General features: G+C 41.4%; 24 protein-coding genes. 23 read left to right on the top strand and 1 reads right to left on the bottom strand.

Annotated features, from left to right (window positions below):
• Window positions 1-125: 125 nt before the first annotated feature.
• From V5739_RS07800 to V5739_RS07815, 4 genes are read left to right on the top strand one after another with little or no spacing between them, the layout of a single operon-like run.
• Entirely contained in the window at window positions 126-464 is a 339-nt protein-coding gene (locus V5739_RS07800) for an amidohydrolase family protein (protein ID WP_423820313.1), read from the top strand.
• Window positions 461-2869: a glycoside hydrolase family 95 protein gene (locus V5739_RS07805; RefSeq protein WP_423820314.1), complete on the top strand. Its 2409-nt coding sequence runs from the start codon at window positions 461-463 to the stop codon at window positions 2867-2869. Before V5739_RS07800 ends, V5739_RS07805 begins: the two co-directional genes overlap by 4 nt.
• A 31-nt stretch (window positions 2870-2900) precedes the next feature.
• On the top strand, window positions 2901-4988 hold the full coding sequence (locus tag V5739_RS07810; RefSeq protein WP_423820454.1) for an alpha-L-fucosidase: 2088 nt from the start codon (window positions 2901-2903) through the stop codon (window positions 4986-4988).
• A 2-nt stretch (window positions 4989-4990) separates the two neighbouring features.
• The gene (locus tag V5739_RS07815; protein ID WP_423820315.1) at window positions 4991-5773 is read left to right on the top strand and encodes an SDR family oxidoreductase; all 783 of its coding nucleotides are present in this window, start codon (window positions 4991-4993) and stop codon (window positions 5771-5773) included.
• Window positions 5774-5832: 59 nt separating this feature from the next.
• Here the strand turns inward: V5739_RS07815 and V5739_RS07820 are convergent, their stop codons facing one another.
• Entirely contained in the window at window positions 5833-6885 is a 1053-nt protein-coding gene (locus tag V5739_RS07820; RefSeq protein WP_423820316.1) for a 2Fe-2S iron-sulfur cluster-binding protein, read from the bottom strand.
• Window positions 6886-6978: 93 nt separating this feature from the next.
• Here V5739_RS07820 and V5739_RS07825 point away from each other — a divergent pair, with 93 nt between their 5' ends.
• The 19 genes from V5739_RS07825 to V5739_RS07915 all read left to right on the top strand — a co-directional run bounded on the left by V5739_RS07825 (window position 6979) and on the right by V5739_RS07915 (window position 24658).
• Window positions 6979-8463, top strand: a complete 1485-nt coding sequence (locus tag V5739_RS07825) for a DUF5687 family protein (RefSeq protein WP_423820317.1) — start codon at window positions 6979-6981, stop codon at window positions 8461-8463.
• A 1-nt stretch (window position 8464) separates the two neighbouring features.
• Complete coding sequence (locus V5739_RS07830; RefSeq protein ID WP_423820455.1) at window positions 8465-9214, top strand: ABC transporter ATP-binding protein; 750 nt, start codon at window positions 8465-8467, stop codon at window positions 9212-9214.
• Between the two features lie 40 nt (window positions 9215-9254).
• A complete protein-coding gene (locus tag V5739_RS07835; protein WP_423820318.1) occupies window positions 9255-10136 on the top strand; it encodes a lysostaphin resistance A-like protein in 882 nt (293 codons plus the stop codon).
• A 161-nt stretch (window positions 10137-10297) separates the two neighbouring features.
• Window positions 10298-12829: a tetratricopeptide repeat protein gene (locus V5739_RS07840; protein ID WP_423820319.1), complete on the top strand. Its 2532-nt coding sequence runs from the start codon at window positions 10298-10300 to the stop codon at window positions 12827-12829.
• Window positions 12829-13242: a bactofilin family protein gene (locus tag V5739_RS07845; protein ID WP_423820320.1), complete on the top strand. Its 414-nt coding sequence runs from the start codon at window positions 12829-12831 to the stop codon at window positions 13240-13242. Before V5739_RS07840 ends, V5739_RS07845 begins: the two co-directional genes overlap by 1 nt.
• Entirely contained in the window at window positions 13202-13432 is a 231-nt protein-coding gene (locus V5739_RS07850; protein WP_423820321.1) for an AtpZ/AtpI family protein, read from the top strand. The genes V5739_RS07845 and V5739_RS07850 overlap by 41 nt, the downstream gene beginning before the upstream one ends.
• On the top strand, window positions 13429-13833 hold the full coding sequence (locus V5739_RS07855) for a hypothetical protein (RefSeq protein WP_423820322.1): 405 nt from the start codon (window positions 13429-13431) through the stop codon (window positions 13831-13833). Before V5739_RS07850 ends, V5739_RS07855 begins: the two co-directional genes overlap by 4 nt.
• Window positions 13834-13939: 106 nt before the next feature.
• Window positions 13940-15052 (top strand): F0F1 ATP synthase subunit A, encoded by a 1113-nt coding sequence (gene atpB / locus V5739_RS07860; RefSeq protein WP_423820323.1) that lies wholly within the window; start codon window positions 13940-13942, stop codon window positions 15050-15052.
• A 43-nt stretch (window positions 15053-15095) separates the two neighbouring features.
• Window positions 15096-15293 carry an ATP synthase F0 subunit C gene (gene atpE, locus V5739_RS07865; RefSeq protein ID WP_029036344.1) on the top strand — a complete coding sequence of 66 codons (198 nt, stop codon included), beginning with the start codon at window positions 15096-15098 and terminating at the stop codon, window positions 15291-15293.
• Between the two features lie 89 nt (window positions 15294-15382).
• Window positions 15383-15883, top strand: coding sequence for a F0F1 ATP synthase subunit B (locus V5739_RS07870; RefSeq protein WP_423820324.1), 501 nt, complete (start codon window positions 15383-15385; stop codon window positions 15881-15883).
• Window positions 15884-15887: 4 nt separating this feature from the next.
• Entirely contained in the window at window positions 15888-16442 is a 555-nt protein-coding gene (gene atpH / locus V5739_RS07875; RefSeq protein WP_423820325.1) for an ATP synthase F1 subunit delta, read from the top strand.
• 44 nt (window positions 16443-16486) lie between these two features.
• A complete protein-coding gene (gene atpA / locus V5739_RS07880; RefSeq protein ID WP_423820326.1) occupies window positions 16487-18067 on the top strand; it encodes a F0F1 ATP synthase subunit alpha in 1581 nt (526 codons plus the stop codon).
• A gap of 31 nt (window positions 18068-18098) precedes the next feature.
• Window positions 18099-18437 carry a four helix bundle protein gene (locus V5739_RS07885; protein ID WP_266070136.1) on the top strand — a complete coding sequence of 113 codons (339 nt, stop codon included), beginning with the start codon at window positions 18099-18101 and terminating at the stop codon, window positions 18435-18437.
• 30 nt (window positions 18438-18467) lie between these two features.
• Window positions 18468-19328 (top strand): ATP synthase F1 subunit gamma, encoded by an 861-nt coding sequence (atpG, locus tag V5739_RS07890; protein ID WP_423820327.1) that lies wholly within the window; start codon window positions 18468-18470, stop codon window positions 19326-19328.
• A 301-nt stretch (window positions 19329-19629) separates the two neighbouring features.
• Complete coding sequence (locus tag V5739_RS07895) at window positions 19630-20136, top strand: hypothetical protein (protein ID WP_423820328.1); 507 nt, start codon at window positions 19630-19632, stop codon at window positions 20134-20136.
• Between the two features lie 35 nt (window positions 20137-20171).
• Window positions 20172-21626: an oligosaccharide flippase family protein gene (locus V5739_RS07900; RefSeq protein ID WP_423820329.1), complete on the top strand. Its 1455-nt coding sequence runs from the start codon at window positions 20172-20174 to the stop codon at window positions 21624-21626.
• A gap of 32 nt (window positions 21627-21658) precedes the next feature.
• Window positions 21659-22090 carry a dUTP diphosphatase gene (dut, locus tag V5739_RS07905; RefSeq protein ID WP_266070132.1) on the top strand — a complete coding sequence of 144 codons (432 nt, stop codon included), beginning with the start codon at window positions 21659-21661 and terminating at the stop codon, window positions 22088-22090.
• A gap of 175 nt (window positions 22091-22265) precedes the next feature.
• The gene (locus V5739_RS07910) at window positions 22266-23276 is read left to right on the top strand and encodes a sugar phosphate nucleotidyltransferase (protein ID WP_423820330.1); all 1011 of its coding nucleotides are present in this window, start codon (window positions 22266-22268) and stop codon (window positions 23274-23276) included.
• 23 nt (window positions 23277-23299) lie between these two features.
• Window positions 23300-24658 (top strand): tetratricopeptide repeat protein, encoded by a 1359-nt coding sequence (locus tag V5739_RS07915; protein ID WP_423820331.1) that lies wholly within the window; start codon window positions 23300-23302, stop codon window positions 24656-24658.
• The last annotated feature ends 1 nt before the right edge of the window (window position 24659 follow it).

Consider the following 24659-nt stretch of genomic DNA (forward strand, 5'->3'; position numbering starts at 1 on the left):
GATTTGGTGAAGCAGGAAAAGAAAAACATGGAGTACTTTCGATCTACTTATACTGTAACATCATTTGCCGGAAGTTATCCAACTTGTAAAAGAATTTCCTGCGCCAGCTTTTTGTATTGGATCATATGGGTAAACCTCAAATAGCTAAAGGTCTCTCGAATGAATGGGTAGAGAATATCAGAGTATTAAGTAGCCATAAGAATGTCTATTGTAAAATCTCAGGATTTTTAACCGAGACAGGGAATTTTAAGTGGACAAAGAACGATTTCAGCTCTTTTTTTGAAGTAGTAAGCAAAGCTTTTGGTGAGAACAGACTGATGTATGGATCCGATTGGCCGGTATGTCTCGCTGCAGGAAGCTATAGTGATACTGTGGAAATTATTAAGGACTATTGCAGGGAGCGGGGAGATATTTTTCTTGCTAAGCTGATGGGTATAAATGCAGAAAAATTCTATCATTTATGACGAAAAAGTTTATTTTTTCTGTTTTGGCAATTCTAAGCTTCTGGTTATCTCTGAAAGAAGCAAACGCTCAGAACGTAACAGTTTCAATTCCCGAGCATAAACTGTGGTATGATACCCCCGCAAGCGAGTGGTTGGAGGCATTACCTGTAGGAAATGGTAGAATAGGAGCCATGGTCTTTGGAGATCCAAAAAATGAAAGGATTCAGTTAAATGAAGATTCTATGTGGCCGGGAGGGCCTGACTGGGGGAATGCTAAAGGCAATCCTGAAGATCTCAAATATATTAGAGAGCTCATTGAAGAGGGCCAGATTGAAAAGGCAGATAAAGAGATTGTAGAGCGGTTTTCATATAAGGGTATAGTTCGATCTCACCAAACTTTAGGGGATCTGTACATGGATTTTCACGAGCGTGGAACTGTAGAAAATTATAAGCGTCTTTTAAATCTAAATACGGCTGAGGTGGTGATCAGTTACACTTCAGAGGGCTCAGCATATTATCAAAAGGTATTTACCAGTGCGCCAGATGATGTACTTGTAATTGAATTAGTGACCAATGCAGAGAAGGGGATGAATTTGACTTTGCGGTTAGATCGCCCGGAAGATGAGGGGCATCCCACAGTGCAAATAAACAATCCTCATTCATCTGAGATTGCAATGAATGGAGTGGTGACACAATACGGTGGGAGGGTACATTCCCAACCAGCACCCTTAGATTATGGAGTCCAATTTGAAACTGTATTGAAAACAGATCATGAAGGGGGCAAAGTGACACCAAAAGATGGAACCCTTATATTACAGGGGGTGAAAAAAGCCACAATTAAACTTGTGGCAAATACTTCATTTTATACTAAAGATTTTCGAAATAGAAACAGGGAAGTTTTAGATCGTTTATCGGGAGTAGGATATGAGAAACTTTACGAAAGACATGTGCAGGATCATCAAAAGTATTTCAACAGAGTTCAATTTCAACTGAGTAAGAATAAAAGCAGCAGCTTACCAACAGATCGTCGGCTGCAAAACTTAGCCAAAGGGGAAGAAGATTTGGATCTGGTATCAGATCTTTTTCAATTTGGAAGATATCTTCTTATTTCATCCTCAAGACCCGGTACCAATCCTGCAAACCTCCAGGGTTTGTGGAATGACCATCTTGCGGCACCGTGGAATGCCGATTACCACCTTAATGTTAATCTACAAATGAATTACTGGCCTGCTGAGGTGACTAATTTAAGTGAGTTTCATCAGCCATTATTCGATTTTACCGATAGGCTTATTGAGAGAGGCCGAATTACCGCCAGGGAACAGTATGGCATAGAGAGAGGGGCTGTGGCGCATCAGGCGACAGATCTTTGGGCTTCGGCTTACATGCGGGCAGAACAACCTTACTGGGGCAGCTGGATTCATGGCGGGGGCTGGTTGGCTCAACATTACTGGGAACATTATAACTTTACCCGCGACAGGGAATTTTTGGAGGAGCGGGCATATCCTGCCATTAAGTCTTTTGCAGAATTTTATCTGGACTGGCTGGTATGGGATAAAAAATCTAAGAAGTGGGTTTCATTTCCAGAAACCTCACCCGAAAACTCTTATATAAATGAAGAAGGGAAAAGAGCGGCAGTTTCATTTGGTAGTGCTATGGGCCATCAAATTATAGGTGAGGTATTTGACAATGTATTGGCAGCCGCAGAGATATTAAATATTGAAGATGATTTTATCGTAGAGGTTCGGGAGAAAAATAAGTCACTTTTCCCCGGAATTGTGGTGGGGCCAGATAATCGACTGCTAGAGTGGAATGAAGCCTATGAAGAAACAGAAAAGGGACATAGACATCTTTCTCACCTGTATGCACTTCACCCAGGCGATGATATTACCCAGGCAACCCCCCATGCTTTTGCTGCAGCAAGAAATTCTATTGATTTTAGATTGAAACATGGTGGTGCCGGTACCGGCTGGAGTCGGGCGTGGATGATTAACTTTGATGCACGCTTACTAGATGGAGAATCAGCAAAAAGTAATGTAGATAAATTCATGCAGATATCCCCGGCAAAGAATCTATTCGATTTGCATCCTCCTTTTCAAATAGACGGGAATTTTGGGTTTACAGCAGGAATTGCCGAAATGCTGCTTCAGTCACACGAAGGATTTTTGAGGATACTTCCTGCGCTTCCCGAAGCCTGGAAAGAGGGGAGTATTTCAGGATTAAAGGCAAGGGGAAATATTGAGGTTGATATTATATGGGAAAACGGGAAGTTAAAGGAGTTAATTCTAAAGGCGAATAAAAACAGACTTCAGAAGATTGTATATGCGGAAAGAGAGGTTGAAGTTGACTTACCTGCAGGAAAGAAAGTGCGGCTTAACGCTAAACTTCAAATAAAAAATAGCATTCTTCAAAAGAAAAGAAGGTTGTAAAACTTATTTAAACATGAATATACTACATCGCATGAGTCTTATAGGTTATTTCTTTTTGTTTTTTAATCTTTTACAGGCACAGGAGATCGCCGACCCTGTGGGCCCCCTTCCTTCTCAACGTCAGTTAAACTGGCAGGAAATGGAATATTATGCTTTTATTCATTTCAATATGAACACCTTTACAAACCGCGAATGGGGAGAAGGAGGGGAATTACCTGAACAATTTAATCCCACAGAATTAGATGTGCGGCAGTGGGCAAAAGTGGCAAAGGAGGCTGGTATGAAGGGAATAATAATTACTGCAAAACATCATGACGGGTTTTGTCTCTGGCCTTCAGAAACGACAGAACATTCTGTGAAAAATTCTCCATGGAAAAATGGTGAGGGAGATCTCGTAAAAGAACTTGCAAAAGCTTGTGAAGAATTTGATCTTGGGTTTGGTGTTTATCTTTCCCCCTGGGATAGAAACCATGTCGAATATGGCAGGGAAGAATATGTGAAGGTTTTTCATAGACAATTGGAAGAACTAATGACCAATTATGGTCCTCTTTTCGAAGTTTGGTTTGATGGTGCTAACGGTGGTACGGGTTATTATGGAGGTGCCAATGAGAATCGTAAAATAGATCACAGAAGTTACTATCAGTGGGATAAGGTATATTCAATAATTAGAAAGCATCAGCCAGATGCAGTAATTTTTGGAGATAATGGTCCCGACATTAGATGGATAGGAAATGAAGAAGGTGTAGCGGGTAAAACAAATTGGTCTCTAATTCGTAAAGCCGAAGTATATGCAGGATCGGGTAAACCTAAAGAATTGCAGTATGGGCATGCCGATGGAACTCACTGGGTGCCCGGAGAGGCCGATGTTTCAATAAGGCCGGGCTGGTATTATCACCCGCAGGAAGATCACCTGGTAAAATCTCTCCCGCATTTGCTCGATATCTATTACGGGTCTGTTGGAAGAAATGCTTCCCTGCTGTTAAACATTCCGGTAGACAGGAGAGGGCTTATTCATGAGAATGATATAAAGCAGTTAATGAAGCTGAGAGAAAAACTGGATGAGGATTTTGAAAATGATCTGGCTCAGAATATAGAAGTGAGTGCAAGTAAAGTAAGAAATAATGATTTAAAATTTTCTGCAAAAAACACCGTAGACGGTAATAAGGAAACCTATTGGTCTCCTGGTAAAAACGAAATTAAAAGTTCTCTTACGTTAGATTTTGGTAAAGATGTTGTTTTTAATAGATTCCTGGTACAGGAGTATATTCCTCTTGGACAGAGGGTAAAATCTTTCACTATAGAAGGCCTTGTTAATGGGGAATGGCATGAAATAGATCGCCAAACAACCATAGGCTATAAAAGAATTTTGAGGTTTGACCCAATCAAAGCATCTGCTCTAAGACTAAATATTCTGGATTCCAAAGCCAGTCCTTTAATTTCGAATATTGAAGTGTATAATGCTCCCGCATTGTTGGTAGCTCCTGAAGTTGCCAGGTCAAAAAAAGGAGTGATTACCCTGCAGGTTCCTGATGAAAACGTGCATATCTATTATACTCTAGACGGGACTGAACCCAACCAGGATTCTTACAGGTACAAAGGAGGTATTGACGGAGAAGAGCCGGTTACTGTAAAAGCAGTGGCCTATGATCCTCTAAGCGGAAGGTACAGTGAATTAAGAACTGTAAATTTTGATATTCCGAAGACCAACTGGAAAGTTATAAGCGCGACTTCTGGTGACACCAAAGAAGTTTTCAAAATTATTGATGAAGATAAGAGTACCTGGTGGGCATCAACAAAAAATGAGGAGTTACCACAGGAAGTGGTGATTGATTTGGGCAGGGATTACCTTCTGAAGGGTTTTACTTATCACCCTTCGCAGGATAGATGGTCATTTGGAACTATTTCAGATTATATTTTTGAAGTGAGTAAAGACAATCAAAACTGGGACCAAGTAGCTTCAGGTGAATTTGGCAACATTCGTAACAACCCTATTGAGCAAAAGGTAGGTTTTGAGCCTGTTGAAGCAAGGTACATTAAACTTAAAGGTGTAAGAAGCACAGATAATAGTGGTGCTATTTCTATTGGAGAGCTAAGTGTAATAACAGTAAACCAGCAATAAATATGGACTTAGGCCTTACAAATAAAGTTATATTGATAACCGGTGGGACGCAGGGAATTGGAGGAGCAATTTCCAGGTGTGTGGCACAGGAAGGAGCAATTCCTGTATTTATAGGAAGAAATGCGAAATCTGGAAAGTTGCTGGAGGCTGAATTAATAAATGTAGGTCAAAAAGCATACTTCTTGCAGGGAGATCTCAATATTGATGGTACTTGCAAAGAACTGGTACTAGCTGTAAAAGAGAAATATGGAAAAATAGATGCACTGGTGAATAACGCTGGCGCAAATGATGGTGTAGGTCTTGAAAATGGTAATCCAGAGAGCTTTTCTAAATCAGTATTCAATAATTTGAATCACTATTATGAAATGGCACATTATTGCCTGCCTCATCTAAAAGAATCTAAGGGTAACATTATTAACATTAGTTCAAAGGTAGCTCTCACAGGCCAGGGTAACACCTCGGGTTATGCCGCTGCTAAAGGTGCCCAATTAGCGCTTACAAGAGAGTGGGCTGCCGAGCTTTTGCCTTTTAAAATAAGGGTGAATGCTATTTTACCGGCAGAAGCTCTCACCCCGTTGTATAAAAATTGGCTGAGTTCTTTTGATAATCCCGGGAGTAAGTTGAAAAGTATTACATCAAAAATCCCTTTAGGCAAACGTATGACTAGCGTTGAGGAGATTGCCGATCTGGCCGCCTTTATTTTGTCTGAGAAATCTGCTCATATCACAGGACAGTTTTTATTCGTGGATGGCGGGTATGTTCACCTGGACAGATCTTTAACATAATGTGCTGTGATCTCAATATAGTGGCGCAAATGTAGGTGGATAGTGTCTCTCTAATCTCTCTACACATCATCATAATCCACTTTCAACGTGCTTGAAGTGGGATGCGCCTGGCAGGTTAGCACAAGGCCTTCTTCGATCTCGCTATCTACTAAAATGGAATTTTTTTCCATTTCGGCGGTTCCTTCTACAATTCGGGCAACGCAGCTGCTGCAAATTCCGCCCTGGCAGGAGTAGGGCACATCGATATCATTGTCTAGCGCCATTTGTAAAACAGTCTTATTCTTGGGCATACTCAGGGTTACCTCCTCTTCATCAACTTTTATGGTGAGCTGGGTTTCCCCTTCAAGATTAGACTTAATTTCTCCTTCAACTTCAGTATTAAAGAGTTCAAAAAGAACCTGCTCTTTTGTGATGTTGTTCTTCAGGAGGACTTCAGAAACTTTATTGATCATCTCTTCAGGCCCACAAAGATAGAAGCGGGTAAAAGTGGTGTCCTTAAACCTGTTTTTCAGCACATAATTTACCGTGCCTTCATCAATCCTTCCGTAGTGGCAGTTTTCTTCGTTACACCTGCTGTAAACAAACTCGATAAAAAGCCTGTCGGGGTGCGCTGCCTGTAGCTGCAGTAGTTCTTTAAAAAAGATGGTTTCGTCTGGAGTACGGTTACCGTATACAAGTACAAAACGGCTGTGTTTCTCTTGCTGCAGTACTGTTTTTAAGATAGACAGAACAGGAGTTATCCCGCTCCCGGCTGCAAAAGCTGCATAGGTGTGGGGGTGGCCGTCCTGTACCGGTTCAAAGATAAATTTACCTTCGGGAGGATGCACTTCCAGTACATCTCCGGCTTTTAATTTGTTATTGGCCAGTACAGAGAAAGTTCCGCTTTTCACTTCTTTTACAGTAACCTTGAAGGTATCATCTGTAGGCGGGGTACAAAGGGAATAGGCTCTACGAACTTCCTTCCCTTCTATAGTGGTTTTTAGTGTAACGTATTGTCCTGCTTTAAAGGAAAATTCGGTTTTTAATTCCTGTGGTATTTCAAATTCGAGACTCACTGCCTCTGCTGTTTCCCTGATTATATTTTTAATCTTTAACGGAAAGAATTTGCTCATTTTTTGGGTATTTGCCGACAAAAATACAAAGTATGAGAATTTATTTCTGTAACAAAATCGTAAATTTCATTACTTGTAAGGTAAAGTAATACAATGTATCAAAGGTTTATTTCTCTTCAATGGAAGGCTTTTTACCGCTCGGCCAGCTTTGGCAGGAGTATGGGGCTCAAGATATTCATGGCCTTTATCGCGATTTATTTCTCACTGGTGTTCCTCACCCTGGGGATTGGCCTGTACCCTTTGCTCAAGGAAGCTTTCCCGGAACAGGAGCCACTGCAAATAGTTAATAGGTTTCTACTGGCATATCTCGCACTGGAACTGCTAATGCGCTTTATGCTGCAAACGCTTCCAGTAATGACCATAAAACCCTTGCTGTCCTTACCCATTCTCAAGTCTAAGGTGGTAAATTACGTGTTATTCCGCTCCCTGTTCTCTTTTTTCAACTTTTTGCCGCTATTGCTGTTTGTTCCGTTTGCGGTCTTTACAGGATATAAGACTGAATATTCGGTTCTTTCCATAACGGCCTGGACGGTGGCTGTAATTGGGCTCATCTTGTGCATAAATTATCTCAATTTTCTTCTGAAAAAGAAGTTTGCAGATGACCTCAAGGCGCTGCTTCCTTATCTTATAATCGCTCTTGCACTTTATGGCCTTGAGAGATTTGATATTTTTAGTATAACTGAAGTTTTTGCGAGCGGACTAAATTATGTGCTCGAAATGCCATTTTTGGCACTCCTGCCACTACTGCTTGCCTTTGCTCTTTTTAAATGGAACCAGAAGGTTCTTAAAAGCAGGTTCTACCTTGATGAATCGCTCAAAGCCAAAGTAACCGAAGCAAAGTCACAGGATTTTGCCTGGCTTCGCCGCTTTGGAGGCATAGCACCTTTCCTTCAGCTTGACCTTAAGCTAATCTGGCGGAATAAGAGGCCTAAAACCCTCATTTTTATTTCGCTGCTCATCATGGGCTACGGCATGATCTTTTATCCGCAGGACACCTACCAGGATTTGCCTTCGGTGTTCGTTTTTGTCGGCATCTTTATGACGGGCATCTTTATGATCAACTTCGGGCAGTTCATTCCTGCCTGGGATTCTTCGTATTATTCTATGATGATGGCGCAAAATATTCCGCTTAAGCAATACCTCAATGCCAAGGCAGCACTTATCATCTTCAGCATTGTGATTTTGACTATTTTAACCACGCCTTATGTCTTTTTTGGATATAAAATACTGGTAATCAATATTGTGTGCGCTATTTACAATATTGGGATCAATGTGCCGGTACTTTTATTTGCCGGATCTTTTAACAGGAAAAGAATAGACCTTGAAAAAAGCCCTTTTATGAACTACCAGGGAACAGGAGCGGCACAATGGCTGGTAGGCCTGCCTTTACTTATTATGCCCATACTCATATTTTGGGTGCTGAATAAATTCGTTTCCTTTGAAGTTGCCACCATAGTTTTGGCAGCTTTAGGATTGCTGGGCATAATATTTAAAAAAGCCATAATGGAACAAATAACCCAGTCTTACAGAAAAAATAAATACGCCATGATCAATGGCTTTAAACAAACAGGAGAATAAGATGATAACAGCTACAAATCTTACAAAAGTTTACGGTGGTACAAAGGTACTTGATGTTGAACATCTGGAGATCCCAAAAGGACAAAGCTTTGGCCTGGTGGGAAATAACGGAGCCGGAAAAACCACATTTTTCAGCCTTTTGCTTGACCTTATTCAGCCAACTACCGGGAGCATTTTTAATAATGAAATTACGGTAAGCCAAAGCGAGGCCTGGAAACCTTTTACCTCTTCTTTTATTGATGAGAGCTTTCTTATTGGCTACCTCACCCCCGAAGAATATTTCTATTTTGTAGGAGAACTTCGCAATCGCAATAAGGCCGACGTTGCTGCTTTTCTGCAGAATTTTGACGAATTCTTCAATGGAGAGATCCTGGGGAGAAAGAAATACCTGCGAGACCTGTCAAAGGGAAATCAAAAGAAGGTAGGAATAGTTGCAGCTCTTATAGGTGATCCTGAAGTGGTTATTCTCGATGAGCCTTTTGCAAACCTCGATCCAAGTACACAGATACGCCTTAAGGCGCTTATCAAGAAATTAACGACAGGTTCTGAGATGACGGTTTTGATCTCCAGCCATGATCTTATTCATGTGACCGAGGTGTGCGAACGCATTGTTGTTCTCGACAAAGGGCACGTTGTGAATGATATTAAAACTTCGGAAGCTACCCTCAAAGAGCTGGAGCAATATTTTGCCGGGGCAGCTGTGCAGGTAGATGAGGAGCAGCAGGAAAATTCTTTTAAATCTGAAGTTTAACGTGCGCTACAAATAATTTTTCCTGGTTTAGCAGCATTTCATGAGTAGCAGAGAATTTAAAATTGCAGGCTGGGCAAGAATTCTTCTGTTCTTGTTTCCTTACCTGTTGATAGTAGGAGTTTTTCAATTTATAGGTTTGGCAGTAGCCGGAAATTCTATTGATGATCCTCTGTGGAGCATTAGTTCTCAACAACACTTGATTTCCTCCTTTTTTGATCTTTTAGGCACTTTCATGGTGCTCTGGATCTTTATGAAAGACATTGATAAGGAGAAATTCGTGCAGTTAGGTCTTCAGACAAAAGGCCGGCTTGCCGATTTCGGTACGGGAACATTGGTGGGATTTATTACAATGTTCTCGGGGTTTTTAATACTGATGGGAATAGGAGAAATAAGTTATTCCGGAGTGAATTTTGATATTTATGAATTGTTGATATCAATATTGTTCTTCCTCGTCATTGCAGTTGTAGAAGAAACTTTAGTGAGAGGATATGTGCTTAAGAATTTGATGCTTTCAACCAATAAATATATAGCGCTCATTATTTCTTCCGTTATTTTTTCTTTGATGCATGGGGCCAACCCAAATATGAGCCTTTTTAGTTTCATTGACCTTTTTTTTGCAGGGATGATCCTTGGAATCTCTTACCTGTACACCAGGAATTTATGGTTTCCTATAGGGTTGCATTTTGGATGGAACCTTTTTCAAACGCACTTTGGTTTTAACGTGAGTGGCCTGGATGTATACTCCTTAATTGAGATTAATTACACTTCAGCTAACTTGTTCAACGGCGGGGAATTTGGATTTGAAGGCTCTGTGTTTTCTGTGGCTGCGCAGTTTCTTATTTTTGTAGGGATTGTAAATTATTACCAAAGCCGTTCGGGAATTTATCACCTGCAAAGTTTACTGTTAAGGAACAGGAAATAAATGCCCACTGTCTTTAAAGATATTTATTTAATGCCGAAGATTTAGAAGTCTGTATCTTTGATTTAATGGCATAACATCCCGGTTTTTTTTCGCTATTTTTACCCGCCACAATAATAATTACAGCAGTTATAAGTTATTGCTAATAAGAACGATCACTTGATTTGAAATTATCTATAAAGGTTACTGCCATTTTTTTCCTGTTGGTTGCCTTAACAGGTTGCTCGAGAAAGAAGAACACTTTCCTGAACCGTAACTGGCATGCCGTTACAGCCGAATACAACACCCTTTATAACGGGAATCTCGCTCTTGATATTGGTATTGAGGCACTTAATGAGAGCTATAGGGACAACTACTGGCAGATTCTTCCGGTAGAACGAATGGAAATTCGTGATGAGGTTATGGCTCCCGGAGAAACCTTAAACCCTAACTTTCTCGTAGCTGAAGAAAAAGCGGTGAAGGCAATTCAACGGCACTCCATGTTGATTGAAGGATCCGAGAATAATCCGCAGATAGATGAGGCCTATTTGTTATTGGGAAAAGCCCGGTACTATGATCAGCGCTTTGTGCCTGCGCTGGAAGCATTCAATTACATTCTTCATAAATATCCTCTTAGCAATACCATCAATGAAGCGCGCATATGGAGAGAAAAGACCCACATGCGGCTGGAGTTTGACGAACTTGCCATAAAGAACCTTAAGAAGATACTCGACAACGAAAAACTTGAGGAAGCTAACCGTGCCGAAGCTTCGGCAATGCTGGCCCAGGCATATATCAACATCAATGCTCCCGACAGTGCTGTAGCTCATCTGGGACGTGCTGCCGAAATAACTGATTTTAAAGATAAAGAAGGTCGCTACTGGTATATTACAGGCCAGTTATATGATGTGCTGGGCAAAAGCGACAGGGCTTCTTACGCTTTTGACCAGGTAGTTGCCCTGAACAGGAAAATACCCCGCATATACCTGATCAATGCCATGATCAGGCAAATTGAATACAGCAATGCAACAGCCCTGGACAAGGCTGTGATACTGGAGGAGCTCAATTCCATGGCAAGAGATCGCGAAAACAGGCCGTATCTTGATAAGATCTATTTTCAGCTGGCCGAATTTCATTATCAGCAGGATTCCGTGGCATTGGCAATAGATTATTACAATCGCTCCCTTCGTACTCCTTCAGGCAATACCTACCTGCAGTCTTTAGACTATCAAACGCTGGGGAATATTAATTTTGATGCTGCCCAATTTGAGGTTGCCGGCGCCTACTACGACAGTACGCTCACAATGCTGCCCGATAATAGCAGGGAATACCGCCTCATAAAGAGGAAGAGAGACAATCTTGACGATGTGATCTATTATGAGAAAATGGCTCAGAACACCGATAGTATTTTACATTTGGCCTCTCTAACCAAAGACCAACAACTCGATTACTTTACCCGGTACACCACACAATTGCGAGAAGCGGCTGTTGATGCGGTAGAACAACCTGAACAACAACAGGCTGCTCAGGAATTTTTTGAGACTAAACGCCCTTCGATGCCCGGTGTGCCAAATCCCGGATCTTCTTTTTACTTCTATAATCCTACTGTGGTTGCCTTCGGAAAACAGGAGTTTTTCAGGTTGTGGGGTGACAGGGAACTTGCCGATAACTGGCGTACCCGCAGAATAAGCGGAGGGGGAGAAGACCTTGCGACTGAAGGTGTGAACGATCTTATTGATAATGATCCAAAATTTGATCCGCAGACTTACATCAGTAAAATTCCACAAGATGTGGCGGTATTAGACAGTCTTAAAAAGGATCTAAATTTTGCCAGTTATCAACTCGGATTGATCTACAGGGAAAAATTCAGTGAAAATGAGTTGGCGGCCGATAGACTGGAATTTGTATTGGCAAATCAGCCCGAGGAAAGATTGGTGTTGCCTGCAAAATATAATCTCTACAAAATTTACTCAGACCTGGGAATGCCCGGCAAAGCACAATCTCTTAAGACTGAAATTCTGATGGCTTACCCCGATTCACGGTATGCGGCAATACTTTCGAATCCTGAAAGCCTTTTACAGGATGAAAATAACCCTACAGCAATTTATGAAGAACTGTATGCCGGGTATGAAGATCAAAAATATGACTCTGTCATTGTAAAAAGTAACAGTTTAATTGAACAGTTTGCAGGCGATGAAATTGTTCCAAAACTGGAGTTACTAAAAGCGATGGCCGAAGGCAGGCTTTATGGATTTGAGGCTTACAAAGAAAGTCTCAATTATGTAGCACTTAACTACCCGCAAACTGTTGAGGGTAAAAAAGCACAGGGCATTATTGACAGGGCATTACCTACCATGGCGGCAGCTGAATTTGTGCCTCAAAATTCTGGCAATTCCTTCAAGTTAATATTTCCGGTTATTAGGGAAGAAAAAAAGGATGTTGACAGCCTACGGCAGTCTCTTGTAAATGCCCTTCAGGAATTTGGATATTCGGGAGAGGTTTCACGGGACGTTTACAATTCCAATCAGGATTTTATAGTTGTACATGGATTCTCTTCGGCAGCAGCAGCTAATTTATTTGTGCAACGGCTTGAAGAGGACGATAAGTATGCTATTGACGAAAAATCTTTCTATATTTCGACCCCAAATTACCGGATCGCGCAGATCCATAAGAATATAGAAAATTATTTAAAGACTTTAAATTCCCCCTCACCCTAATGTTTAAGCAGGAAAAAGCAAAGCAGGTAAAAGAAAACAGCAAGGAACAAAACAAGATTTCCCAGGGCACAAAAATTACCGGAAACATTGAAGCTAAAGGCTGTTTTCGAATTGATGGGCATGTTGAAGGAACGGTCAAAACACCCGGAAAGGTAGTTATTGGCAAAGATGGATCTGTAACAGGAGAGTTGAATTGTGAAAATGCCGATATAGAAGGTAAATTCAACGGAAAACTAAAAATTACAGGCACCTTAAGCTTAAGGAGTACTGCAGTTATAGATGGGGAAGCCGTAGTTGCAAGGTTGGCCGTAGAGCCGGGCGCAACATTTAATGCCACCTGTACCATGCGTGGCGGCGTGAAAGCGATTCACAATGAAAGAGGAGAAAGAAAAGAACAAGAACAATCAGCTTAAAAACTGGGCTGTATTTACCGGGATTGCCTTTCAAATGGGTGCAACAATTTTTTTGTGTGCATGGATAGGGAAAAAGCTGGATGAAAGATACCCCATGGAAAAGAACTGGTTTACTATAGGCTTTGTGCTTTTTGGCCTGGTAGCTTCAGTTTACGTCGTTTTAAAACAGCTTAAACGCTACAACAATTGAATCCTCTTGTTTTCAAAGATCTTATCAGGTTTGTCATCCTTCTTTTTCTTGTTGCGGGATTGAGCTATGGGATTCACTATTTTGTTATTACTTCCTATTTCTCGCGGCAAACTCTGGAGCTTGTGAATTTTGCATATAAGTTTAATGTGGGCATCACACTGCTTTTTACCTCTACCATTATTTTAGCCAGCTCACACCTCAAAGAGCAACTCGGATTTATATTTCTTATTAGTGGGATGGTGAAGCTGGGAATTTTTTATTTCCTCATCAAGTCTTCAGGATTTGACCTGGACAAATCTGTCTTTTTACATTTTTTTGTTCCTTATGCGCTTTCTGTGGTGGTGGAAATTATCTATATCGCGAAAATCCTGAACCGAACTAACTTCTCGAAAGACAGATAATTAGGGCGTGTACAGGGCAAAAAAACAATTACGAAACATAGGCTGTGTTTTTTTATATAATTATGTACATTTGCAGCCAAATTAAAGGACTGTAATTCACCCGAAAATGCAAAAGGAAAACGTTGCGAAGTTTTTATTAGCCTGTCTTTTAATGTTTGTGAGTATTAGTTCACAGGCATTTACTGCAAAAGAGCCTCAGGAAGGGGGCGATGCAAAGGTCAATACCGAAGAAGAAATTAAGGATTATATTGATCATCACCTTGCAGATTCTCATTATGTAAATTTCTTTTCTGACGGAGAAACCGGCGCACATTATGGTTTTTCGCTTCCTGTGATCCTTTGGGATGATGGGGTAAAGGTTTTTTCTTCAGGAAAATTCCATCATGGAGAAGACCTTGCTGTAATTGATGGACAGCATTACCGTCTTTATCATTCTAAGATCTATAAAACAGATGCCGAGGGTACTATCACTTATGGTGAGAATGGATTTCCTTCAAATGAACGTCCGTTAGATTTCTCTATAACCAAGAATGTACTTTATATGTTGGTTGTGAGTATTCTAATGCTTCTTGTTTTTGGAGGTTTGGCGCGACAGTATAAGAGCCGTAAGGTTCCAAAAGGTTCGGGAAGAGTGCTTGAGCCTCTTGTGTTGTATGTGCGTGATGAGATCGCAAAACCCAACATTGGGAAGAACTATAGAAAATATACCGGATTCCTGTTGACAGTTTTCTTTTTTATCTGGATCCTTAACCTTTTAGGTATGACGCCACTTGGTGTGAACGTAACCGGGAATATCGCGGTGACCATGGCTTTGGCATTGATCACATTCTTTATTGTTCAGTTCAGCGGAAATAAAGACTACTGGAAACACATTTTTTGGATGCCGGGAGTACCTGTTCCAATGAAGATCATCCTTGCCCCAATTGAGGTGCTGGGAATGTTCACCAAGCCTTTTGCGCTCATGATACGTCTTTTTGCAAACATGACTGCAGGTCACGTAATTATCATGACTCTATTGGGATTGATCGTGGTATTCCAAAACTGGATCGCAGGTCCGGCTTTCTTTGGGTTTACGATTTTCATTTCTATCATTGAATTACTGGTGGCTTTTTTACAGGCATATATCTTCACCCTGCTTAGTGCCCTTTACATAGGGATGGCGGTTGAAGAGCATGATGATCATCACCCTGCCGACAACGAAGATATTCCCGTAGTATAATATAAACACATTTAAGAGTAAGTTTAATTTTTAATAAGTAAGTATGGAAGCCTTAAATTTAGATTTGATTGGAGCTGGTTTAATTATTATTGGAGCTGGTTTTGGTCTTGGTAAGATTGGTAGCGCTGCAATGGAAGGAATTGCACGTCAGCCAGAAGCTGCCGGTAAAATCCAAACTGCAATGATTATCATCGCTGCACTTTTGGAAGGTGTTGCTTTTGCTGCTCTTTTTGCAGTGTAATCAATCAGAAAGAACTTCAGGCTTTGCAGCGGTTGGCTGCAAAGCTTGAATTATTTAAAAATTAAACAATAGAAGAAATAAGATAGAATATGGAAAAGTTAGTCAACGATTTTTCTTTTGGATTGTTTTTCTGGCAGATCATTATCCTTGTTGTGCTGGTCCTTTTGCTGAAAAAATTTGCGTGGAAACCAATTTTAGATGCACTTAATGCGAGAGAGCAGGGCATACAGGATGCATTAGATTCGGCTGAAAATGCGCGTAAGGAAATGCAAAACCTTCAGGCCGATAACGAAAAGTTATTGCAGGAAGCCCGTATGGAGCGTGATGCTATGATCAAAGAGGCAAGAGAGATCAAAGAAAAAATGATTTCTGAAGCTAAAGAAGATGCTCAGAAAGAAGGTGAGAAAATGATCCAGCAGGCAAAGGCGACTATTCAGAATGAGAAGAATTCAGCCCTGGCCGATATCAAGAATCAGGTGGCTACCCTATCTGTTCAAATTGCCGAGAAAGTGGTAAGAGAAGAGCTTTCTTCCAAAGCCAAGCAGGAAAAGCTGGTAGAAGACATGCTTGGTGATGTTACCTTAAACTAAGAAGATGCACGGAAGTAGAGCAGCAGCGAGATATGCCAAAGCCCTTTTGAGCCTGGCGCAAGACAAAAATGTTACTGGAGAGGTAAACGCCGATATGGTTCTTATTAGTAAGACTATAAAGGATAGTGAAGAGCTCCAGGCCTTTTTGAAGAGCCCTGTGGTGAAAAATACCATGAAGAAAAATGCCCTTTTAGAGATCTTTAAATCTGTGAATGGCGTGACTTCAGGATTATTTGAGATCCTAATTGAGAACAATCGTTTGAACATCCTTCCTTTGGTTGCATCAAGTTATGAGCGTCTTTATGACGAGATGAACGGAGTACAGGTAGCGAAGGTTACAACGGCTATACCGCTTACTCCTGCACTTGAAGCAAAGATTCAGCAAAAAGTTAAGGAACTAACGGGGAATGAGGCTAAGATTGAGAACATTGTTGATGAGAGTATCATTGGCGGGTTTATATTAAGAGTGGGTGACATCCAATATAACGGAAGTGTGAAGTCACAGCTTACAGGTCTCAAAAGAGAATTACAGAACAATACATACGTAGCAAAAATTTAATTAAAACCGCTGCGCCTGGGCGTAGCATTTTATTCTAAATAATTATGGCAGAAATTAATCCGGCTGAAGTATCAGCAATATTAAAGAAACAGCTTTCCGGGTTTGAGGCTAAGGCTTCCCTTGACGAAGTTGGTACAGTTCTCAATATTGGGGATGGTATCGCTAACGTCTATGGACTTTCCAACGCACAATACGGGGAGTTAGTTGAATTTGAAGGCGGATTGGAAGGAATTGTACTTAACCTTGAAGAAGACAATGTTGGGGTGGTACTTTTAGGTCCATACAAACAGGTAAAAGAAGGAGCAACCGTTAAGAGAACTCAGCGTATTGCTTCTATCAATGTGGGAGAAGGAATTGTTGGACGTGTTGTAAACACGCTTGGGCAGCCTATTGATGGGAAAGGACCTATACAGGGTGAGACATTCCAAATGCCATTAGAGCGTAAGGCACCGGGGGTAATTTACCGTCAGCCGGTAACCGAGCCGCTTCAAACGGGAATCAAGTCTATCGATGCCATGGTACCAATTGGTCGTGGACAGCGGGAGCTTGTAATTGGTGACCGTCAAACTGGTAAGACAACAGTGGTTATCGATACTATCCTAAACCAAAAAGAATTCTACGATGCAGGGGAGCCTGTTTATTGTATATATGTTGCGGTAGGGCAAAAAGCCTCTACTGTGGCAGGTATCGCCAAGACCCTTGAAGATAAAGGAGCTCTTGCCTATACCACTATCGTAGCTGCAAACGCATCCGATCCTGCTCCTATGCAGGTTTATGCTCCATTTGCAGGTGCTGCGATTGGTGAGTATTTTAGAGATACAGGTCGTCCTGCATTGATCGTTTATGATGACCTTTCAAAACAGGCTGTAGCTTACCGTGAGGTATCTTTGCTTCTAAGACGTCCACCGGGGCGTGAGGCATATCCTGGAGACGTTTTCTTCCTTCACTCAAGATTGCTTGAGCGTGCTGCAAAAGTGATTGCTGATGATAGTATCGCGAAGAACATGAACGATCTTCCTGATGTTTTGAAAGACAAAGTAAAAGGTGGAGGATCGCTTACCGCACTTCCGCTTATTGAGACACAGGCGGGTGACGTTTCGGCGTATATCCCAACCAACGTGATCTCGATTACCGATGGGCAGATCTTCTTAACATCCGATCTTTTCAACTCTGGTGTGCGTCCTGCAATTAACGTAGGTATCTCTGTATCACGTGTGGGTGGTGCCGCGCAGATCAAATCGATGAAGAAGGTTGCCGGTACACTTAAACTAGACCAGGCACAGTTCCGTGAATTGGAAGCATTTGCCAAGTTCGGGTCAGACCTTGATCCTGCAACATTGAATGTGATCGAAAAAGGTAAGCGTAACGTGGAGATCCTTAAACAGGCCGAGAACAACCCTTATCCTGTAGAGAACCAAATCGCGATTATCTTTGCCGGTTCCAAGAACCTGTTGAGAAACGTTCCTGTAGAGAAAGTAAGAGAATTTGAAAAAGATTACCTGGAATATCTTGATGCCAAGCACAGAGATGTACTTGATCAACTAAAAGCAGGTAAATATACAGATGAAATCACCGACACGCTTACAAACGTAGCTAAGGAGATTTCAGCTAAATATAAAAAGTAGTATGCAAGTGCAGAGTTAAGAGTTTTGAGTTATGAGCAAATTGGAAAATAGCCCGGTTCGGATTAAAAGTTTCCAGTTTGCTTGTGATATCGTTCTCTTTACCCGGTCCTTGAAAAAACGAAATGAATTTGAGCTGGCTTCCCAGCTTTTAAAAAGTGGAACTAGTATTGGAGCCAATGTTAGAGAAGCACAAAGGGGAGTAAGTACAAAAGATTTTAAAAACAAATTCGGTATTGCTTTAAAAGAGGCCGACGAAACCAAATATTGGTTAGAGCTAATAGAGGCAACTTCGGATATTGATTGCAAAATTTTAATTGCTAAGTGTGAAGAGTTGATAAGAATTATAGTTTCAATAATAAAAAACTCATAACTCTCAACTCTTAACTCATAACTAAAAAGAATGGCCAATTTAAAAGAATTAAGAAGCAGGATTACTTCGGTGTCTTCAACCATGCAGATCACCAGTGCCATGAAAATGGTATCGGCTGCAAAGTTGAGCAAGGCGCAGGATGCCATTACCGCTATGCGTCCTTATTCAGAAAAACTTTCTGAACTACTTCAGTCTCTCAGCGCGACACTAGACAGTGACCAATCGAGCAAATACGCCGAGCAACGTGAGGTGAACAAGGTGCTTATGGTAGCAATTTCCTCGAATCGTGGATTGGCAGGTGCTTTTAATTCCAATATCGTAAAAGCATCAAAATACGTTGCAAACCGCGATTACAGCGATAAAAGCGTAGAATTCTACAGCGTAGGAAAAAAGGCAAATGATATTCTGAAGAAAACATTCAACATCTACAAAACCGAGACGGCTATTTATGACGACCTTAGTTTTGAGAATGCTGAAGCTCTTGCCAAAGAATTAATGGCCCTTTTTGTAGAAGGCAGGTTCGACCGCATCGTTTTGGTGTACAACCAGTTTAAAAATGCCGCTACTCAAGAAGTGCAGGTAGAGCAGTTTTTGCCTATCGTTCCTGTTGAAAAAGATGAAAATGTGACCTTAGATTACATTTTTGAACCTTCAAAAGAGGAGATCGTGATGGAGCTTATTCCAAAATCTCTTAAAATGCAGGTCTATAAAGCCCTGCGTGACTCTTTTGCTTCAGAACACGGGGCTCGTATGACAGCAATGCACAAGGCTACAGATAATGCTCAGGAACTTAGAGATTCCCTTAAGTTATCTTACAACAAAGCAAGACAGGCTTCTATCACCAACGAAATTCTTGAAATTGTCGGTGGAGCTGAAGCTTTGAATAAATAAAGATTCAGCTGGCGACAATTGGACGTAGCGATAGCGAAGTCAAATTATCCAATTCTGAAGCTTTGAATAAATAAAATTATTGCTGAAAATTTCAGCTTTTTGAAACTCCGTGTCATCCTGATGCGGAGTTCTCTTTTTTATGGGTTGTTAGCGGGAAATTCAGAAAAGTCCCCTAATAATTTCAAAATTTGAAGCACCTGTCTTGATTAATGGCTCTTTGTGCACAGCGATTTTAGTTCTAAAAAAATAATTGGTATCAAAATTGGAGTACTACCTCCTGAACCTATAATTCCTTTAAGCGATGAAACCATTTTTTTTCTCTTTTTCGGCACTTTTAATCCTTATGAGCTTTAGTAACTGTGCCAATGGCAAACAATTGCAGGAGGAGCCGCCCAAAGCTGTGGGAGAAGCTTTTTACACTACCTGGAAGGGTGGTGTGAGGGGCGCAGGTTCAGGCTTTAATTTATTCATTCCGGTGGTGGCAAATTCAGAGATTAAGATGGATACCGTTTACTTCCGCGGAAGAAAAGGTGTACTTGAAATTGATCCTTCCAACCCCGACCTTTACGTGGCGCGATTTGAAATTCCCAGTGCAACAAAGGATTTTGTTATGCATAAAGATCCAAAAAAGGAATTTGGGAACGAAGTACCAAAAATGATTGAGAAAATACCTTTCGAACTTGCCGAAGGTGAGGCAGTAGTGCACTATACCCGGAATGGTAAGGAAAAATTCTTCAGGATAAAAAATATTCAGAAAAAAGACAGCGAACAAGTGCGCCTAAAAAACCCTAAAAACATTCAGCATTAATAGTACATTTGTGAGGAATTCTCAAGCAAAAACTATTGGCGCTCTTTCAGAAGCTATTTAAACAAACCGTCGTTTATGGTGTTGCTACAGTGGTACCCAGGATGCTATCATTCCTGTTGTTGCCGCTGTATTCTGCTTACCTTCCTACCCAAGGTTTTGGAGAAGTAGCAATCGTATTTTCCTGGATGGCAGTGTTTAACGTGCTGCTCGCTTATGGGATGGAAACCTCATTTTTCAGGTTTTTTCATCAGGAAGAATTCCGTAAAGAGGTCACAGCCACCTCTGCACTTTCATTAATAGGTTCTACCTGCATATTTCTACTGCTGGGGTTTCTCTTTATGGAAGAAATTTCCTTTGCTACGGCCATTGCCTCTCATTACGTGCTCTACGTGATCCTGATTTTGGCACTCGATGCTCTGACGACCATACCTTTTGCCTGGCTTAGGGCCACCGAAAGGCCAGGTGTTTTTGCTGCAATCAAGATTGGAAATGTTGCTGTTAACCTCGGGCTCAATATCTTTTTCATTGTCTATCTGCCAGAATTAGCATCCAAAAATGCCATTTTTGAGACCCTGTACATTCCCAATTTCGAAATTGCCTATATTTTCATTGCCAATCTTGTTGCCAGTGGGCTAACGCTCCTGGTCATGTTGCCATTTTATTTTAAACTGCCATATACTTTTAACAGCAGTCTTTGGAAAAAAATGCTAAACTACGGCACCCCAATATTAATTGCGGGGATTGGTTTTGTCATTAATGAAGTGTTTGATAAGATCCTGCTCGGCTGGCTGTTGCCTCAGGATATTGCAAAGTCTGAAGTTGGTGCCTATGCTGCCTGTTACCGGCTTGCCCTGTTTATGACCCTTTTTGCCACGGCTTTCAGGTTGGGGATTGAACCTTTCTTCTTCAGTCATTCCAAAGAAAAGAATGCGCCTCAAACCTACGCCACAATCACCAAATATTTTGTCATTTTTGGCGCCCTTATCCTGGTACTGGTTACCATTTTTTCTGACCTTTTAAAATTGCTGCTCATTAGAGATTCCTCATACTGGGACGCCATGGTGGTGGTACCAATGATTCTGGCAGCCAACTTTTTCCTGGGTATTTACCACAATCTTTCGGTTTGGTATAAGGTGAGCGACCGCACAAAATTTGCCGGCTATATCTCCCTTTTTGGAGCCGCAGTTACGTTGATCCTTAACTTCTGGCTTATTCCTTATTACAGCTATGTTGGGTCGGCCGTTGCGACCATGGTGGCCTATGGCAGCATGATGTTGCTCTCTTTTTACTTCGGAAGAAAATATTATCCCATTCCTTATGACCTGAAGCGAATTGGTGGCTACCTGCTCATTTCTCTCACTTTTTCGGGGATCTATTTCTACCTTTTTAGAAATAATTATTACTTCGGAAGTATATTAATCCTTATCTTTTTTGCCCTTATTTATTACGCTGAAAAGGATCAGTTAAAACAGCTTTTGAAGAGGTCATAATTTGAACTGCTTCCGAAGAAAACTAACAAAGCATGAACGTAAAGATAATCAACAAATCAAAGCACGAATTACCGGCCTATGAAACCGGATCATCTGCAGGAATGGACCTGCGGGCCAATATTTCTGAACCTGTTACCCTGGCACCCCTAGCCCGGGCTATTGTCAAAACAGGGCTTTTCATTGAACTTCCAGTAGGCCACGAAGCCCAGGTGCGCCCACGCAGCGGGTTGGCTGCCAAAAAAGGCATTACGGTACTAAATTCTCCCGGCACAATAGACGCCGATTATCGGGGGGAAATTGGGGTGATCCTGGTGAACCTTTCTAATGAAGAATTCACAATAAACGATGGGGAGCGCATTGCACAGATGGTGATCTCCCGTCACGAACACATCACCTGGAAAGAAGTTGACACCCTCGAAGAAACATCACGCGGCAGCGGCGGCTTCGGAAGCACGGGGGTCTAGTACGCAGTGCTCAGTGTTCAGTAGGCAGTTTTGATCAGTAAATAATTAACAGTGATCAGGATCTCAAAAGCCGTGCAAGGAACAACAAACAATAAATCAAGAACAAATTCATTAGTAAGTAAGAATCTTAACCTAAGATCTCACTACTCACTACTAAATACTCAATACTAAAAACATGAAAATCATAGTTCCCATGGCAGGTCGCGGGTCGCGGCTTCGTCCACATACATTAACAGTTCCAAAACCTTTAATTCCCATTGCCGGTAAACCCATTGTTCACAGGCTGGTTGAAGATATCGCAAAAGTTCTCGATGAAAAGATCGATGAAATTGCCTTTATCATTGGAGAAGATTTCGGTGAAAAAGTAGAAACCGATTTAAAGAAAATTGCAGAGACCCTGGGCGCAAAGGGCACCATCTACTATCAGGATAAACCTCTTGGCACCGGTCATGCTATTATGTGTGCCAAAGATTCTTTAGAAGGCCCCGCAGTGATTGCTTATGCCGATACACTTTTTAAAGCCGATTTTACGTTAGATAAAGAAGCCGATGCGGTGATTTGGGTAAAACAGGTAGAAAACCCTTCAGCGTATGGCGTAGTGCAGTTAAACGAGAAGCGGGAGATCACTGATCTTGTTGAAAAACCTTCAGAATATGTGTCAGACCTTGCCGTTATCGGGATCTACTACTTCAAAGATGTAGCGGTTCTTAAGAACGAACTGCAGGGAGTGCTTGATAATAACATTATTCGCGGCGGGGAGTACCAGATCAATGACGGGATAGAGGCGATGAAGCAGAAAGGTGCGAGATTCGTTCCGGGGAAAGTTGATGAATGGATGGATTGTGGTAACAAGCAGGTAACTGTAGAGACCAACACCAGGATGCTCAGTTTCCTTCAGCAGGATGGTGAAAAGCTGGTGGCTTCAAATGTTGAAATGGAAGATTCAGAAATTATTGAACCCTGCTTCATTGGTGAGAACGTGGTGCTCAAAAATGCCAAAATTGGACCTAATGTTTCTATTGGAAACGGAACTAAAATAAGTAACTCGACCATTAAAAACAGTTTGATCCAAACCTTTGCTGAAGTAGAAAATGCAGATCTTAACAACGCTATGATAGGTAATTTTGCCAGGTTCAATGGGGAATTTACCGAAATTAGTATCGGTGATTACTCTGTGCTGGAGTAGCGCTTAGCAGCATTAAAAAATGCATGAAAAAAAGGCTTTACATAATACCATTTTTGACCCTGCTACAGCTTGGAAGTCTCTCCTATGCACAGGAGAAACCGGTAGTAGAAATGGCCCAGGATGACCTGGGAAATGTAACAGATGCCTTTCAGGAGCATTTTTTTGAGGCACTAAAGCAAAAGGCAATAGAAAATTATGAAAAGGCAATAGATGAACTGGTGCAAAGTCTGGCGTTAAAGCCCGATGAACCTGTAGTATATCTTGAGCTGGGTAAAAACTATAATGCGCTTGGCCAATATTCCCAGGCTGCGGTGTATCTGGAAAAAGGTCGAAAAGCAGTCCCCCAGAATGAGGAAATACTTGAGGAGCTTTACACCACTTACTTTGAGGGCAGGGAATTCAAAAAGGCACTGCCGGTGGTAAGAGATCTGGCCCGGTTGAATACCGCTTTTTCAGAAGACCTGGTGAACCTGTACATTCAGACCGAAAAATATGATGCAGCTCTAAGCCTTCTCGATTCGCTCGACCAGGTGAAAGGGTCCAGCACCTATCGGGAAAGTTTGAGGCGGCAGGTTTATGCCCGTACCAACAACGTGGAGGCACAGATAAGCGATTTAGAGGAAAACATTGAAGAGAACCCTAAAAACGAACAGGATTATCTCAACCTGATCTTTGTTTACAGCGAAAACGGGCAGGAGGAAGAAGCTTTTGCAACTGCAAGGGAATTGTTGGAAATAAATCCCGGTTCCCAGCTCGTGCACCTGGCCCTTTACAAATTCTATATTGCCGATAATAAAGCTGAAGAGGCGGTTAAGTCTATGGAGATCCTGCTTAATAGTGACCAGATAGATGAAGTCACAAAGTATCAGGCGCTCAATGATTTTTTAATTTATGTAACCGAAAATCCTTCTTTGGAAGAAGATTTGATACAACTGGTAGAGACTTTTTCAGAAAAAGAAAATAACCTGAAGGTCTATAAGCAGCTTGGCACTTTCTTCATTGAAAAAGGAAAGAAGGAGCTGGCATTAAATTATTTTAAAATTGCGCTTGAAAATGACATGGATGATTTTAATTTGTATCGAAATGTCATAAAACTGGAGGCTGAAAAAGGGCATTTTGAAGAGGTGAAATTACTCACTGAAAAAGGTCTTGAAATTTTTCCTACCCAGGCGTGGTTGTTTCTCATGCAGGGAAATGCTCTTAACGGCTTGAAGGAATATCAAAAAGCAGAAGAAATACTTCTTACAGGCCTGGATTACCTCATTGATGATGCCGAAACTGAACGGGAATTTCACCGTCAACTCGCTATAACATATAAAGGCCTTAACAAAGCTGAAAAAGCTGCAGAAGCTCAGAAAAAAGCTGAAAAATTAGAAAATTAAT

Origin of the sequence: Salinimicrobium sp. TIG7-5_MAKvit (genome assembly GCF_049569215.1) — a bacterium.
GTDB classification, from domain to species: Bacteria; Bacteroidota; Bacteroidia; order Flavobacteriales; family Flavobacteriaceae; genus Salinimicrobium; species Salinimicrobium profundisediminis.